Source organism: Streptomyces sp. NPDC053431, assembly GCF_044544925.1.
Lineage (GTDB): Bacteria > Actinomycetota > Actinomycetes > Streptomycetales > Streptomycetaceae > Streptomyces.
Genome location: NZ_JBITXX010000014.1, coordinates 49739 through 61933, shown reverse-complemented (window position 1 = coordinate 61933; position 12195 = coordinate 49739). Strand labels below are relative to the sequence as shown.

Here is a 12195-nt window from a genome sequence, read left to right as displayed (position 1 = left end):
GGTCGCGCCGGCTCGTCAGCCGTGCATCGCGGCGGCCTGGCCCGCCACGTAGTCGCCCGCCGGCACCTGGAGCATGACGTTCAGGCGGTTGAAGGCGTTGATGAGGGCGATCAGCGAGGTGAGGGCGAGAAGCTGGTCGTCGTCGTAGTGCTTGGCCGCGTTCTGCCAGACGTCGTCCGGGACGCCGTAGCCGTCGGCGAGGCGGGTGCCGTGCTCGGCCAGGGCGAGGGCCGCGCGCTCGGCCTCGGTGAAGACCTTGGCCTCCCGCCAGGCGGCCACCAGGGCGAGGCGGACGGCGGTCTCACCGGCCGCGACGGCCTCCTTGGTGTGCATGTCCAGGCAGCCGGCGCAGCCGTTGATCTGGCTGGCGCGGATCTTCACCAGCTCCTGGGTGGCCAGGGGCACCCCGGAGTCCTCGACGACCTTGCCCGCCGCGACGAAGTGCTTGATGAGCTTGGCGGAGGACGGGCTGCCGAAGATGTTGAGACGCGGTTCCATGGTGGGCTCCTCTTTCGTGGTCGCCGCCGCCTCGTCGAAGCGGCTTCACCCCTGAGACGAGACGGCCCGCCGGGCTGTGACACGCCCGGGTGTGACCCGCGTCACGCCCGGGCGTGCGGTCTCGGACAGCCCTTCCGCGCGGGTCACAGGCTGCGGGCGGTGATGTCGCCGTTGGAGGTCGTCGCGCGGATGGCGAGCTCCGGAGTGCCCTCGTTGCGAAGGGCGTTGCCGACGCGGCCGTAGGAGGTGCCGGCGTCGAGGGTGGCGGAGACGCCGCGGGCGGCGCCGACCTGGATGTCGCCGGACCGGGTGCTGAGGACGACCGTGCCGCGTACGGCCTCGGCGATCCGGATGGCGCCCCGCTGGGTGCTGACGTCGGCGGGGCCGCCCAGCCGCCCGACCTCCACGTCGCCGTCGGTCGCGGTGAGGCGGAGGCTCGCCGTCTCGTCGATCTTGATCCGGCGGTAGGCGCCCTCGAAGACGACGTCGCCGAGCGGGCCCTCCGTCCGCAGTTCGGCGGCGGCGGCCTTGCCCTCGACGCGGGAGCCGGCCGGCAGCTGGACGGTGACGGCGACCGAACCCGTGTCCCCGAGCATCCGGCTGTCCGCGGCCGGGGTCTCGATCCGCAGGACGCCGTCGGCGAAGGTGACCTCGACCCGCTCGGCGGCCTTGACGTCGCGCCCCTTGGAGGGGTCGGCGGGCAGGACCTCGACGGTGGCGTCCGACCGGTCGGCGGCGACGAAGCGGATGCGCCCGGCGGGGATCTCGACGACGGCGGTGACGGCGGCGGCGGTGGCGAACTGCAGCATGATGCTTCTCCTCGGTGTGCAGCGCGGGCCCTTGCGGCCCGTAGTTTCTGACATGAGAAACGCTACGTTGCGTTCGAAGGGTTGGCAATGAGTTCGTTGCGTGCGACGGATGTATCTGCAGGTCAAAGGCATGAAATCGTTGCAACTGGTGGGCATTTAACGCAATGTCAGGAGGGTGGCGGCTCCTCGTGCATTGCAATGAGGGACGGGTGAAGGCTACGGGCGCGCTGCCGGGACGCGCGGCTCCGTCCCGGCGGCCGATGTCGGCCGCGCCCCCGGGGCGGGCGGCCGACGGCGGCGCGGGCGGACCGCCGCCGCCCCCGTCGCGAGCAGCAGCATCAGGGCCGCCGCCCCCACGCCCAGTCCGGCCCTCAGCCCCGGCGGGCGGAAGGCGCACGCCACCTCCTTCTGACCGGCCGTCACCGGGACGGCCACCAGGCCCCCGTACGACACCGCCGGGCGGCCGTCGCAGCGCCAGCCCGCGATGCGCGGGGAGGAGAGGACGAGCGTGCCGGTGGTGCCGGGGCGCAGGGTGGCGCGGAAGCCGGTGTCCGTGACCCGGATCGAGGTGGGGGCCGTCGCCCGGAGCGCGGCGACGGCGGCGCGCAGGCGGCCGTGGTCCAGGCAGGCGACCTCCGCCTTCGGCGGGACCTCCGGGCGCAGGCCGGGGGTCCTCTGGATGCCGAGGGAGGTGGCGGTGGCGCGCCACTTCAGCAGGTGGCCGCGCAGTTTCACCGTACGGTCGCCCAGGCGGGCCCGGCCCGTGAAGTCGGGGGCCGAGAGGAAGACCTCGGTGCCGACGCGGCAGGCGCCGTCCGCCGCCGGGGGCTCGTACACCCGCGCGCCCAGGAGGAGTTCCTGGTTGCGGAAGGGCGAGCGGCCGTAGCGGGGGGCCGGGCCGGGCGGGCGGACGGTCACGAGGGGCAGGGCCGGGCCCGTACGGACCACGGTGCCGTCCCGCCAACGCGCGCCGACCGCGAAGAGGGCGTCGGTGACGGGGTTGTCCAGGCTCTGGAGGTTGCGGCCGCGGGAGGTCCAGCCGACGCCGAGCGCGGCCATGGTGCGGGTCAGCACGTCGGGGGTGAGGCTGCTGTAGTAGGCGCCGCCCTGGGTGCCGAGCAGCAGCGGCTCGTTGCCGGTCTTCTGCGTACGGCCCGAGTCCGTGCGGTAGGCGGGCCAGCCGTCGGCCTCGGCGAGGGCGGCGGCCCGGCGGGAGTCGGCGGCGCTCCACGCGGGATAGTCGTCCAGGCGCGCCAGGCGCTCCTTGTCGCCCCACGCGGTGGTCGCCGCGGCCTGGGCCACCAAAACCCCGGCGAGGAGCAGGGCGACGAGCCGTCCGCACCGTACGAACGGGACAGCGGCCACGGCCCCGAGGCCCGCCGCGAAGAGGACCCAGCCCCACGGCGTGGCCTGGTCGCTGCCCAGGGCCGCCAGTGCGGGGAGGCCCACCACCGCCACGCCGCCGAGCAGCGGGCGCCGGTCCGGCAGCCCGTCGGCGAGCGCCGCCCAGGCCGCGAAGGCCAGGACGCCGGTCAGGACGAAGGTCTGGCGGTACGGGCTGCCGTTCGGTGTGGCGAAGCAGTGCCACACCAGGTGCGTCGGGCCCCACTGGAGGGACAGCGCGACGCCGGCCACCACGGCGGGCCACCGCCAGAGGCGGCGGAAGAGCAGCGAGGCCGCGAGGACCGGGACCGCCGAGAAGACGAAGAGGGCCGGGGTGGAGAAGGCGTACGTGGCCGGCATCAGCCGGGCCGCCAGGTCCGGACCGTCCGCCGGCACGAAGTCCCTGACGACCCCCGGGAACGCCTGCCGCGTCCCGAGGAACACGGGGACCAGGACGGGGGCCGCGAGCCCCACGCCGACGAGCACCGTCAGCGCGCCCCGGAGCAGCACCCGCCACCGCGGCGCGGTGACGAGCAGCACCAGCGCGGCGCCCAGCGTCGCCATGTACGCGGTGTAGAAGTTGGCGGTCCAGCACACGGCGACGACCAGCGGCCCGAGCAGCGGGCGGCGCCCCTCCCGCACCCACACGCCCACCAGGCAGAGCAGCGGGAAGGCGATCAGGCCGTCCATCCACATCGGGTTGTAGACGGCCTCCAGGAGCGCCCAGCCGCACAGCCCGTACGCGGCGCCGAGCAGCCCCGCGCCCCACCAGGCGCCCGGCCGCGTCCGCAGCAGCGTGAAGGCCATCGCGGCGGCCGCGGCCGCCATCTTCAGGACGGTGACCGCGTAGAGCGCGTACGCGAGGTCCGCGCGCGGGGCGAGGGCGACGAGCGGGGCGAACGGGCTGGTCAGGTACGTGCCGAGGTCGGGAAGGAAGCTGGTGCCCCAGCCCGACTGCCAGTTCAGGAGCAGCCCGCCGTCGGCCCGGCCGTGCAGCAGGTCCCACAGGTGGGCGTGGAACGGCAGGTACTCGTTGCCCAGGTCGTTGACGCTCCGCCGGTGCGAGCCGAACGGGAACGTGTCGGCGACGGCGTCGCCCCCGCAGACGGCGAGGACGGTGAGCAGCCCGGCCAGCGCCGAGGCGCGCCCGGCCGGTGCCGCCGTGCGTCCGCCCGTCCCGCCCCGTGCGCTCTTCCAGATCTTCCGGATCTTCATCGTGGAACGAATATGGCAGTGATAATGCCGAAATCCGCCGCCGCGCCGGGCAGTTCATTCAATGGTCGCCTGGTGGTCACCGGTGGAATCCGGCATCGACACGCGCACCCGTTGTCGTGGCGTGCGTGCTGCTCTCGATCGTGGTTCCGTGTTTCAACGAAGAAGAGATCATCGGTCGCTTCCACGACCATGTGACGAAGGAACTCTCCCGATTCGAGGGAGAATTCGAGATCGTCTACGTGGACGACGGAAGCGGTGACCGGACGCCGGCCCTCCTGCGGGGGATCGCCGACGCCGACCCCCGGGCCCGCTACGTCTCCTTCAGCCGCAACTTCGGCAAGGAGGCCGCCATGCTGGCCGGCCTCCAGCACGCGGCCGGCGACGCCGTCGTGATCATGGACGCCGACCTGCAGCACCCGCCGGAGCTCGTGCACCGCATGGTGGCGCTGCACGCGGAGGGATACGACCAGGTCATCGCCCGGCGCACCCGCACCGGCGACCGGGTCACCCGCACGCTGACCGCCCGCGCCTACTACTGGGCGATCAACCGGCTCGTGGACGTCGAGCTGGTCGACGGCGTCGGCGACTTCCGGCTGCTGTCCCGCCGCACGGTCGACTCGATTCTCGAACTGACCGAATACAACCGTTTCTCGAAGGGCCTGTTCGCCTGGGTCGGATTCCGGACGACGACCTTCGAGTACGAGAACGCCGTGCGTGAACAGGGACGTTCGAAATGGACGTTCGGAAAACTGCTCAACTACGGCCTCGACGGCCTTCTCTCCTTCAACAACAAGCCGCTCCGCGCCGCCGTCTACCTCGGAATGATCCTGGTCGCGGTGGCTTTCGCGTACGCCGCCTGGATCGTCGGTGTCGCCCTGGTGAACGGCGTCGAGACGCCCGGCTACGTCACCCTGCTCGTGACGGTCACGGCGCTCGCCGGGGTCCAGATGGTGATGCTGGGACTGGTCGGCGAGTACGTCGGCCGTATCTACTACGAGGTGAAGCGGCGCCCGCACTACCTCGTGCAGGCCACCAACGTGACCGTTCCCCGACCGCGCGGCCGCGCCGCCGCACGTGACGAGGAGCTCCTCCGGCGATGACCCGAACCGCCGTGACCTGGCAGGTGGTGCGCTTCGGCCTGGTCGGCGCCGTCAACACCGGGACGTACTACGGCCTCTACCTGCTGCTCGACGCCCGGCTGCCGTACATCGCCGCACACGTCCTCGCCTTCGCGCTCTCGATGGTCGGCTCGTTCTTCCTCACCTCGTACTTCACCTACCGCACCCGCCCGACCTGGCGGAAGTTCCTGCTCTTCCCGCTCACCAACGCGGCGAACTTCGTGATCACCACGACCGGCGTCTACGTCCTCGTCGACCTCCTGGGCGTGGACAGCACCTACGCCCCGCTGATCGCCGCGGCGGCCGCGATCCCGGTCACCTTCCTGGTCTCCCGGACGATCATGCTGGGACCCGACACCACCCGAACACGTGAGTCGTTGACCGAAACAGTCGCTTCCAAGTAGTGGCCCGCGCCACGGCGACTGCCTAACATCGATCACCGCACGGTCGTCCCACTGACGCACGACCCACGCCGGGAGGCTCCTTTGCACCGCCGCACTGCGCTCTCCGTCTCCGCCGCCGCGTTGCTCGCCGCGGCCCCGCTGCTCACCGCCTGTGGCAGTGACGCCCACCCGGGGGCGGCGGCCGTCGTCGGCGGGCAGCGGATCGAGGTGTCCAGCCTGCAGGCCCAGGTCGCGGACGTGCGGGCCGCCCAGCAGGCCTCGCCGCAGGCCGCGACCCTGATCAGGGAGACCGGCGACCTCAGCCGGCAGAAGCTGCACGACATGATCTTCGACCGGGTGGTCGACAAGGTCGCGGAGACCAACGGGGTCACCGCGAACCGCGGTGAGATCCAGCGGACCCGGAGCGAGTTCGCCCGCCAGAGCGGCGGCGAGGAGCAGATGGCGGCCGTGCTGCTGCAGCAGCGGGGCGTGGCGCCCGACGAGATCGACGCCGTCGCGCGCCGTTCCGTCCTGATGAACAAGATCGCCGCGAAGCTGGGCGTCACCGACACCCCCGAGGGCCAGAAGAAGCTCACGGAGGCCTTCAGCCAGGCCTCCAAGGAGCTGAGGATCGACGTGAACCCGCGCTTCGGCAGCTGGGACGACGACAAGATCACCCTCGCCGCGTACACCGCGCCGTGGGTGCGGCAGATCAGCAAGGCCCCGGCGGCCGGCGCCTGAGGGGCCCTGCCGGGACGACGTAGGGTCGAGGGGTGAACACCGACACCCCCGGCACCGACACTCCCGACACCGCCCCTGGCACCGACGCCCCCGGCACGTCCGGCTCCGACGCCGCCGGCCGCATCGTCCTGCTCACCGCCAGCCACCGTGTGGCGCCGGGCCTGCTGTCCTGGCCCGCCTGGCAGGCGCTGCACGCGGCGGACCGGGTGCTGTGCGGGGACGCCGACCACCCCCAGCTGCCCTACCTGCGGGAGGCCGGGGTGGCCGTCGAGATCCTCCGGCCGTCCGCGCCGGAGCTCGTCGAGGCGTGCGCGGGCGGCCGGACGGTCGTCGTGCTGCCGTCGGGCGAGGGGGACCGGGCGCTGACCGACGGGCTCGCACGGATGGCCGGCTCGGGCCGGGCCGTCATGCCCGACCTGGAGCTGCTGCCCGGCTCGTACGACCTGCCCGGGGCCCGTCTGCTCGACCTCGTGCAGGTCATGGACCGGATCCGGCGCGAGTGCCCCTGGTCCTCCCGGCAGACCCACCAGGGCCTCGCGAAGTACGGCATCGAGGAGGCGTACGAGCTCGTCGAGGCCATCGAGGACGGCGACCGGGAGGCCCTGCGCGAGGAGCTCGGCGACGTGCTGCTCCAGGTGGTCTTCCACGCCCGGATCGCGCAGGAGGACGCCGAGGAGCCGTTCTCCGTCGACGACGTGGCCGGGACGATCGTCGAGAAGCTGATCCACCGCCATCCGCACGTCTTCGGGGACGCCACGGCGTCGACGCCGGAGGAGGTCAAGGAGCACTGGCTGCGGACGAAGGCCGTGGAGAAGCAGCGGGAGTCCGTGACCGACGGCGTGCCGCTCGGCCAGCCGGGGCTCGCCCTCGCCGCGAAGCTCGCGAGCCGGGTGCGGACCGCCGGGCTCGACGTGGCACCGCCGACGGGCGACGGCATCGGCTACGAACTGCTCGCCCTGGCCGTACGGGCGGAGGCCGCCGGGGTCGACCCGGAGGCGGCCCTGCGGGCGGCGGGCCGGCTCTACCGCGAGGCGATCCGCGCGGCGGAGGGCGTGGACCCGGCGTAGGCGCGGAGTCGGGGGAGGGCGTGGACCCGGCGTGGCGCGGGGTCGGGGGAGGGCGTGGACCCGGCGTAGGCGCGGGATCGGCGGCGGGCTCGCGCGCGGCGCGTGGCCGGTGTCCGTGAGGACGCCTACGGCTCGTACGGGGCGCGGGCGTCGGGGTTGTGCCAGTGGAGCGGGGGCGGGTCGAGCAGCCGTTCGGCGCTGCTGCCGGGCCGGGTGATGAAGCGGCCGACGGCCGGCAGGCGGTCGCGGAAGACGCGGGCCGGGTCGGTCCCGAGGTCCTCCAGCTCCTCGGCGACCTCGGTGAGGAAGGCCGGCGGGCCGGCGAGGTAGACGTCGTGCGCGGGCCAGTGGACGCAGGCCCGCAGGGCCTGGACGAGCCGCTCGGTGGCCTGGTCGCGGGGGCGGCGCGGGGCGGCGGTGATGTAGGTGACCTTCAGGCCGGGTATCGCCTCGCGGAGGCGTTCGGCGTCGGCCCGCCCGTACAGGTACTCCTTGGCACGGGCGACCACGAACAGGCGTCCCTCCAGCCGCGGTTCGTCCCGCGCGGCCTCTTCGAGCAGCGCGCGGACCGGTGCCCAGCCCGTGCCGGCCGCGATGTAGGTGCGCGGCTTGCCGGGCGGGGTGCGGGCGGTCACGGCGCCACCCGGCGTGCCGAGCCGCAGCGTCTCGCCCACCCGGAGCCGCTCGGTGAGCGCGGTGCTCATCAGTCCGCCCTTGATCCGGCTGACGTGCAGGTCGAGCGTGCCGTCGGGCCGGGGCGCGTTGGCGAGCGAGTACGTGCGCCAGACCCGGGGCACGTGCAGCGAGCTCACGCTGGCGTACTGGCCGGCGAGGTAGGGGTAGGGCTGCCGGGGCCGCAGGGTCAGCAGCGTCAGGTCCTCGCCGCGCCGCTCGTGCCCTACGACGTCCGCGTCCCACCAGGCCGGGTGACCGGCCGCGACGGACTCCTCGGCCCCGGCGATCATCAGGTCGGCGACCAGCCCGTACGCCTCGGTCCACGCCTTCTCCGCGTCCACGGTCCAGGCGGCGCCCGCGGCGTGCGCGAAGGCGGCGAGCAGACTGGCCCCGACCGCGCTGTAGAGCGCGGGCGTGGCCAGGAACTTGCGGTGGTCGCGGCCCAGCTGCCCGAGGTAGCCGGCGAGTCCGGGGTCCTCCAGGTGCGTCACCACATGGGTGAGCGCGGCGAAGAGCCGGTCCCGCTGGGCGCCCATCTCCTGGGGGAACAGCTCGCGGACGCCCGGGTTGTGCCAGAAGAGGTGCGAGTAGAAGAACGTGACGGCGTGCTCGGCCCGTCTCTCGACGACCGCGAACGTCTTTCTCAGCAACTGGGCATCCACGCGGTGAATCTAAGCCACGGAGCGTCACCACACGTGCGGATCCCGCGCGGACATGTCACCTCACGCGGTACCGCACGTGCGTGACCTTCGGCGAGCCGATCACGCGGACGGGCTCCAGGCGCAGGTCGGGGGAGACGCCGTCGAACAGGCGGGTGCCGGAGCCGAGGACGACCGGCGCGAGATGGATCTCCAGCTCGTCGAGGAGTCCCGCGGCGAGGAACTCCCGTACGGTCTCGGCGCCTCCGGAGACCTGGACGTCCTTCTCCCCGGCCGCCTCGCGGGCGAGCGCGAGGGCGGCCTCGGGGCCCTCGGTGACGAAGTGGAAGGTCGTGCCGCCCTGCCGGACCCACGGCTCGCGCGGGGTGTGGGTGAGGACGAGGACGGGAGCGCGGAACGGCGGCGGGTCGGGCCAGCCGAGCTCTCCCTCGGCGAACATGCGCCGCCCCATGACGTAGGCCCCGGCCCGCTCGAAGTTCTCCGCGACGATCGCGTCGTCGGGATCGCCGCCGGTGCCCCCGGCCAGGCTCTGGCGTTCCCGCCAGGTCTCCACGTCCTCGACCCACTCGTGGATGCGCAGGCCGCCGTCGCCGAGGGGGTTGCCGGGGCGGGCGTTCGGGCCCGCGACGAAGCCGTCGAGGGACATGCCCAGACTCGCGTAGACCGTGCTCATCTCCTCAGGCCTCCTTGCCGGAGAAGAAGTCGGCGAGGACGGGGGCGAGCAGCTCCGGGGCGATGGTGTGCTCCTGGCCGGGGAAGACCCGCAGGGTGTACGGGGCGCCCGACGCGGCGAGTTGGCGCGCGCCGGTCAGCATGTGCGGCGCGCCGGCGTCGCCGCTGCCGACGAGGACCGGCACGGTCACGGACGCCCAGCGCTCGGTGGGCAGGGGGCGGCCGGACATCGTGTCGCCCATGATCCGGCCGTCGTAGGGGAGGGTGTGCGCGACGGCTTCCATGCCCTTCCAGAACGGGGCCTGGCGCATGCCCGCGACGACCTCCTCGGGCAGGCCGACCGCCGCCGTCAGGAAGTACGCGACGGCGTCCCCGTACGCCTCGCGGCGCACGAGGTCCGTCAGGTGCGCGACGTAGTCGTCCGGCAGCGGCGGGCGGGAGGCGTCGGTGACGAACGGCGGCTCGTACAGGGCGAGGCGGGAGACGGCGCTGCCCCGGGCGGTGGCCTCCAGGGCGAGGACGGCGCCGGAGGACATGCCGAAGACCATGGCCGTCCCGCCGGCCGGGCCCTCGACGAGCGCGTCGAGATCCTCGACCTCCCGCTGCACGTCGTACGCGGGGGCATCCGCGCTGTCGCCGCGGCCGCGCCGGTCGTAGGTGATCACCGTGAAGCGCTCGGCGAGCAGCGCGGCGAGGCCGGCGGAGTCGCCGCGGGTCATGAAGGCGCCGCCGACGAGGACGACGGCGGGGCCGGAGCCCTGCCGCTCGTAGGCGATGGCGGTGCCGTCGGCGGAGACCACCGTCTTCACCGCGCGGTTCTCGTCGCTCTTGCTGTTCTCGTGCATGAAGGAACCCTTCCCCCTCGACTTGGGAACTGGACGGTACAGTACTCACGTGAGTACTGGTCAGTCCAGTACTGTTCCGGGAGGGGGGTGCGAACCGAGAAGGAGAAGGAGCAGAGGATGGACAGCCGCTCGGCGCTCAAGCATCAGGCGATCCTGGAGGCCGCCACCACGGTGTTCCTGACCAAGGGGTACTCGGGCACGAGCATGGACGACATCGCGAAGCTGGCGGCGGTGTCCAAGCAGACCGTGTACAAGCACTTCGCCGACAAGGAGTCGCTGTTCGCCGAGATCATCCACGGCGGACTCGACCGGATCGACGAACTCTTCAGCGACGTCACCGGCTCCCTCGCCGAGACCTCGGACCTGGAACGGGACCTCACCGCGCTCGCCCGGCAGTTCGTCACGATCCTCACCCGGCCGCGGCTGCTCCAGCTGCGCCGGCTCGTCATCGCCGAGGCCGACCGCTTTCCCGACCTCGGCCGCACCTATTACGAGCGGGGGCCCGAGCGCGTCCACGCGCTGCTCGCCGGGAGCCTCGCGGAGCTCGGGCGGCGGGGGCTCCTGAGCCGGCTCGGCGACGACGCGGTGCTCGCCGCCAACCACTTCACCTGGCTCATCACCTCCGTCCCCGTGAACCGGGTGATGTTCTGCGGCTCGCAGGAGGGTTTCGCGCCGGAGGAGCTCGACGGCTACGCCGACGCCGCCGTCCGCGTCTTCCTCGCCGCCTACCGCTGACCCGGCGCGAGCGCCCGCCCGTCCCCTTGTACGGTCGGAGCATGAGCACGCCCCCCGCCCCCGAGCTCTTCACCTGGGAGTTCGCCACCGATCCGTATCCCGCGTACGCCTGGCTGCGCGAGCACGCGCCCGTGCACAAGGCCACGCTGCCCAGCGGGGTGGAGGCCTGGCTGGTGACCCGGTACGCGGACGCGCGGCAGGCGCTGGCGGACCAGCGGCTCTCGAAGAACCCGGCGCACCACGACGAGCCGGCGCACGCCAAGGGGAAGACGGGCATCCCGGGCGAGCGCAAGGCCGAGCTGATGACGCATCTGCTCAACATCGACCCGCCGGACCACACCCGGCTGCGCCGGCTGGTGTCGAAGGCGTTCACGCCGCGCCGCGTGGCGGAGTTCGCGCCGCGGGTGCAGGAGCTGACCGACCGGCTGATCGACGGCTTCGCGGAGCGGGGCGAGGCCGACCTGATCCACGAGTTCGCCTTCCCGCTCCCCATCTACGCCATCTGCGACCTGCTCGGGGTGCCGCGCGAGGACCAGGACGACTTCCGGGACTGGGCCGGGATGATGATCCGGCACGGCGGCGGGCCGCGGGGCGGGGTCGCGCGCTCGGTGAAGAAGATGCGCGGCTACCTCCTGGAGCTCATCCACAAGAAGAGGGGAGAGCCGGGGGACGACCTGATCTCCGGGCTCATCAAGGCCTCGGACCACGGTGAGCACCTGACCGAGAACGAGGCCGCCGCCATGGCCTTCATCCTGCTCTTCGCCGGCTTCGAGACCACCGTCAACCTGATCGGCAACGGGGTGTACGCGCTGCTGCGCGACCCGGGGCAGCGGGCCCGGCTGCAGGAGTCGCTCGCGGCGGGGGAGCGCGGGCTCCTGGAGACCGGCGTCGAGGAGCTGCTGCGGTACGACGGGCCCGTTGAGCTGGCCACCTGGCGGTTCGCCACCGAGGCGCTGACCGTCGGCGGGCAGCGGATCCCGGCCGGCGACCCGGTCCTCGTGGTGCTCGCCGCCGCCGACCGGGACCCGGCGCGGTTCGCGGAGCCGGACGTGCTGGATCTGGCGCGGCGTGACAACCAGCACCTGGGGTACGGGCACGGCATCCACTACTGCCTGGGTGCGCCGCTCGCCCGTCTGGAGGGGCAGACCGCGCTCGCGACGCTGCTGACTCGCCTTCCGGACCTGCGACTTGGGGCCGATCCCGCGGAACTGCGGTGGCGGGGTGGGCTCATCATGCGTGGCCTACGCACCCTTCCGGTGGAGTTCACGCCTTCCCACAAAGACCCGCGGAGCTGACGGGCCGTCAAGAATGTGATCTTCGCGTGATCTCCGCTGCATCGACTTGTGACTCACGTTCGAATGCCGCTACTTTCACCCGCAGTCTCAGCTGTCACGC

12 protein-coding genes are annotated in these 12195 nt (G+C 72.9%); 6 read left to right on the top strand and 6 right to left on the bottom strand.

Features of this window, described 5'->3' with window-relative positions:
• Positions 1-15: 15 nt before the first annotated feature.
• The 3 genes from ACIGXE_RS27940 to ACIGXE_RS27930 all read right to left on the bottom strand — a co-directional run bounded on the left by ACIGXE_RS27940 (position 16) and on the right by ACIGXE_RS27930 (position 3905).
• Positions 16-498 (bottom strand): carboxymuconolactone decarboxylase family protein, encoded by a 483-nt coding sequence (locus ACIGXE_RS27940; protein WP_399751637.1) that lies wholly within the window; start codon positions 496-498, stop codon positions 16-18.
• Between the two features lie 143 nt (positions 499-641).
• Positions 642-1307, bottom strand: coding sequence for a DUF4097 family beta strand repeat-containing protein (locus tag ACIGXE_RS27935; RefSeq protein WP_399751636.1), 666 nt, complete (start codon positions 1305-1307; stop codon positions 642-644).
• 216 nt (positions 1308-1523) lie between these two features.
• A complete protein-coding gene (locus tag ACIGXE_RS27930) occupies positions 1524-3905 on the bottom strand; it encodes a YfhO family protein (RefSeq protein WP_399751635.1) in 2382 nt (793 codons plus the stop codon).
• Between the two features lie 125 nt (positions 3906-4030).
• Between ACIGXE_RS27930 and ACIGXE_RS27925 the strand changes: the two genes are divergently transcribed.
• The 4 genes from ACIGXE_RS27925 to ACIGXE_RS27910 all read left to right on the top strand — a co-directional run bounded on the left by ACIGXE_RS27925 (position 4031) and on the right by ACIGXE_RS27910 (position 7214).
• Positions 4031-5005 carry a glycosyltransferase family 2 protein gene (locus ACIGXE_RS27925; protein ID WP_399751634.1) on the top strand — a complete coding sequence of 325 codons (975 nt, stop codon included), beginning with the start codon at positions 4031-4033 and terminating at the stop codon, positions 5003-5005.
• Positions 5002-5427 carry a GtrA family protein gene (locus tag ACIGXE_RS27920; RefSeq protein WP_399751633.1) on the top strand — a complete coding sequence of 142 codons (426 nt, stop codon included), beginning with the start codon at positions 5002-5004 and terminating at the stop codon, positions 5425-5427. Before ACIGXE_RS27925 ends, ACIGXE_RS27920 begins: the two co-directional genes overlap by 4 nt.
• An 81-nt stretch (positions 5428-5508) precedes the next feature.
• Complete coding sequence (locus tag ACIGXE_RS27915) at positions 5509-6147, top strand: SurA N-terminal domain-containing protein (protein ID WP_399751632.1); 639 nt, start codon at positions 5509-5511, stop codon at positions 6145-6147.
• A gap of 32 nt (positions 6148-6179) precedes the next feature.
• Complete coding sequence (locus ACIGXE_RS27910) at positions 6180-7214, top strand: nucleoside triphosphate pyrophosphohydrolase (protein WP_399751631.1); 1035 nt, start codon at positions 6180-6182, stop codon at positions 7212-7214.
• A 125-nt stretch (positions 7215-7339) separates the two neighbouring features.
• Here ACIGXE_RS27910 and ACIGXE_RS27905 read toward each other — a convergent pair whose 3' ends face one another.
• From ACIGXE_RS27905 to ACIGXE_RS27895, 3 genes are read right to left on the bottom strand one after another with little or no spacing between them, the layout of a single operon-like run.
• A complete protein-coding gene (locus tag ACIGXE_RS27905; protein WP_399751630.1) occupies positions 7340-8551 on the bottom strand; it encodes a globin domain-containing protein in 1212 nt (403 codons plus the stop codon).
• 55 nt (positions 8552-8606) lie between these two features.
• Entirely contained in the window at positions 8607-9221 is a 615-nt protein-coding gene (locus ACIGXE_RS27900) for a dihydrofolate reductase family protein (RefSeq protein WP_399751629.1), read from the bottom strand.
• A 4-nt stretch (positions 9222-9225) separates the two neighbouring features.
• The gene (locus ACIGXE_RS27895; RefSeq protein ID WP_399751628.1) at positions 9226-10065 is read right to left on the bottom strand and encodes an alpha/beta fold hydrolase; all 840 of its coding nucleotides are present in this window, start codon (positions 10063-10065) and stop codon (positions 9226-9228) included.
• A gap of 117 nt (positions 10066-10182) precedes the next feature.
• Here ACIGXE_RS27895 and ACIGXE_RS27890 point away from each other — a divergent pair, with 117 nt between their 5' ends.
• Together ACIGXE_RS27890 and ACIGXE_RS27885 are read left to right on the top strand one after the other, a co-directional pair.
• The gene (locus ACIGXE_RS27890; RefSeq protein WP_399751627.1) at positions 10183-10800 is read left to right on the top strand and encodes a TetR/AcrR family transcriptional regulator; all 618 of its coding nucleotides are present in this window, start codon (positions 10183-10185) and stop codon (positions 10798-10800) included.
• Between the two features lie 41 nt (positions 10801-10841).
• Positions 10842-12095, top strand: coding sequence for a cytochrome P450 (locus ACIGXE_RS27885; RefSeq protein WP_399751626.1), 1254 nt, complete (start codon positions 10842-10844; stop codon positions 12093-12095).
• Positions 12096-12195 lie beyond the last annotated feature (100 nt).

What these genes read in the sequence shown, in the direction of transcription:
- ACIGXE_RS27900 (WP_399751629.1), bottom strand. Translation starts at nt 9,221, where the DNA reads ATGAGCACGGTCTACGCGAGTCTGGGCATGTCCCTCGACGGCTTCGTC.
- ACIGXE_RS27940 (WP_399751637.1), bottom strand. Translation starts at nt 498, where the DNA reads ATGGAACCGCGTCTCAACATCTTCGGCAGCCCGTCCTCCGCCAAGCTC.
- ACIGXE_RS27930 (WP_399751635.1), bottom strand. Translation starts at nt 3,905, where the DNA reads ATGAAGATCCGGAAGATCTGGAAGAGCGCACGGGGCGGGACGGGCGGA.
- ACIGXE_RS27895 (WP_399751628.1), bottom strand. Translation starts at nt 10,065, where the DNA reads ATGCACGAGAACAGCAAGAGCGACGAGAACCGCGCGGTGAAGACGGTG.
- ACIGXE_RS27920 (WP_399751633.1), top strand. Translation starts at nt 5,002, where the DNA reads ATGACCCGAACCGCCGTGACCTGGCAGGTGGTGCGCTTCGGCCTGGTC.
- ACIGXE_RS27935 (WP_399751636.1), bottom strand. Translation starts at nt 1,307, where the DNA reads ATGCTGCAGTTCGCCACCGCCGCCGCCGTCACCGCCGTCGTCGAGATC.
- ACIGXE_RS27885 (WP_399751626.1), top strand. Translation starts at nt 10,842, where the DNA reads ATGAGCACGCCCCCCGCCCCCGAGCTCTTCACCTGGGAGTTCGCCACC.
- ACIGXE_RS27890 (WP_399751627.1), top strand. Translation starts at nt 10,183, where the DNA reads ATGGACAGCCGCTCGGCGCTCAAGCATCAGGCGATCCTGGAGGCCGCC.